Origin of the sequence: Nostoc sp. 2RC, assembly GCF_014222165.1 — a bacterium.
GTDB lineage: Bacteria > Cyanobacteriota > Cyanobacteriia > Cyanobacteriales > Nostocaceae > Nostoc > Nostoc linckia.
The window spans coordinates 1-2,199 of record NZ_JACKZU010000642.1 but is presented as its reverse complement, the minus strand read 5'-3'; the positions used below and the strand labels follow the sequence as shown (position 1 = coordinate 2,199).

The following is a 2,199-nucleotide window of genomic DNA, read 5'->3' as shown; positions in this document are numbered from 1 at the left end:
CCCCAATGCCCCATGCCCCATTACGAAATCAGCCAACACCTGCATTTGCCCCCAACTCATCTCAGTTTCGGGGTCAAAGGGTTCGTAAGGAGAAGCTTCAGAGGTGGGGTAAAAATGTACTGTTTGCCATCCCATTGCCTCTAGTTGTGCGTAAACGCGTCCGGCTTCTTCCAGAGTGGCACATACCACGAACAAATTCCTGCCTTGAGTTTGCGCCAATGCTGAAGCTACCAAACCCTTTGGTAAGCGAGGAATCCCATTTAAGCGCAATTCTTGTTGGCGATTTAACTTAGAAATAAATTCAGTAGTGAGCGGCGATCGCCCTAAGGCACGCACAATAGAAGAAAATGACATAAGTTCTACTAACAATGGAAGTCTTGGCGCTTTTTGAAAATCTTCAGGCAGTTTATGTTCACCATTTTAAAACTGATGACTGATGACTGATGACTGATGACTGATGACGGTTAAGAGTTTACAATGCCCTTTTGCTGGTTCCAAAAGTCGAACAATCAGTTTTCATAAGTCAACCGTCAACCGTCAACCCATAAGTATTACTTTGTGTACAGTCAAACCATTTATCGAAGCACCTTTAATACTAGATACTAAGGATTGAGCTACGTTCGCTCTGATAAGCGGCGATTTTAAACATGTCCTCCATCACTTTTGAAATTTTAATCATCTTGGTGCTAATTATTGCCAATGGCGTGTTTTCGATGTCTGAGATGGCAATTGTATCAGCGCGGAAAGTTAGACTACAGCAGCTTGCCAATCAAGGGGATGCTAAGGCAAGGGTAGCACTGAAACTCGCTGAGTCTCCAAATAATTTCTTGTCAACGATTCAAGTAGGTATTTCTCTCATCGGTATTCTGACTGGTGCTTTTGGAGGAGCGACGATTGCTAACCGACTAGCAGTCTATGTCAGGCTTGTTCCTTTCTTGGCACCTTATAGCGAACCGCTATCTTTCGGAATCGTGGTGTTGATTATTACCTATTTGTCACTGATTATCGGCGAATTGGTACCGAAGCGTTTGGCATTGAATAACCCTGAAGGCATCGCAGCATTTGTAGCTATTCCCATGCGTGCCTTATCGGCCATCGCTTCTCCTATGGTACATCTTTTAAGTGCCTCTACAGATATGGTTTTGCGAGTTTTAGGAGTTACCCAATCAACTGAACCGCAAGTCACTGAAGAAGAAATTAAAATCTTAATCGAGCAAGGTACTGAGGCGGGAACCTTTGAAGAAGCCGAACAGGATATGGTAGAGCGAGTTTTTCGTTTAGGCGATCGCCCTGTAAGCTATTTAATGACACCCCGTCCTGATATCGTTTGGCTAGATTTAGATGACAGCGCTGAAGAAAATCGCCAAAAAATGGTTGAAAGTGCCTACTCGCGGTATCCAGTTTGCCAAGGGGGACTTGATAATGTCCTGGGTGTGATCCCAGTTACCGATTTATTGGCTAGGAGTTTTCGAGGTGAACAGCTTGACTTAACAGTAGGATTGCGGCAACCTGTATTTGTACCAGAAAGCACCCGTGGTTTGAAAGTTTTAGAATTATTTAAGCAAACTGTTACTCACATGGCACTGGTGGTTGATGAATACGGTGTAATTCAAGGATTAGTCACTCTCAATGACATTATGAGCGAAATTGTAGGTGATGTTCCTTCAACAGATGGCCAAGATCAACCACAAGCTGTGCAACGGGAAGATGGTTCTTGGCTTTTGGATGGAATGTTACCTGTGGAAGAATTTTTAGAACTTTTCGCTATGGAAGAATGGGAATCTGAGGAACGTGGTAGCTATCAAACCTTAGGCGGTTTTGTCATCACTCATTTAGGTCGTATTCCCGCCGCCGCAGATCATTTTGAATGGGAAGGTATGCGAATTGAAGTCATGGATATGGATGGTAACCGTGTTGATAAAGTGCTAGTTGTACCAAAGCCCAATCAAATTAAACATATCACAGAGTCTGATTAAATCTGTCGAACGTTGACGATTGATACTTAACTAACGGTCAACAGCCAACAGTGAATAATAGAGAATATTTTTTTACTTGAAAGTCCCTAAATTTATTTATAGGGATTCTTTTTTGCCTGATAAAGGTGTAGGGAAAGGAGTTACTGCAATACTTGTCGGGTTTTGGGGGAAAGGGAAAGGGGAAAAGGGAAAGAAAAAACCTTTAACCCTTACCCTTTAACCC

At 42.9% G+C, this 2,199-nt stretch carries 1 protein-coding gene and 1 pseudogene; one reads left to right on the top strand and one right to left on the bottom strand.

Going from position 1 to position 2,199, the window contains the following annotated elements:
* Positions 1–354 (bottom strand): annotated as a pseudogene (locus GNE10_RS34090) (transcription-repair coupling factor); the annotation flags it as partial.
* 293 nt (positions 355–647) lie between these two features.
* Between GNE10_RS34090 and GNE10_RS34085 the strand changes: the two are divergent.
* Complete coding sequence (locus GNE10_RS34085; RefSeq protein WP_185570445.1) at positions 648–1,976, top strand: hemolysin family protein; 1,329 nt, start codon at positions 648–650, stop codon at positions 1,974–1,976.
* Positions 1,977–2,199 lie beyond the last annotated feature (223 nt).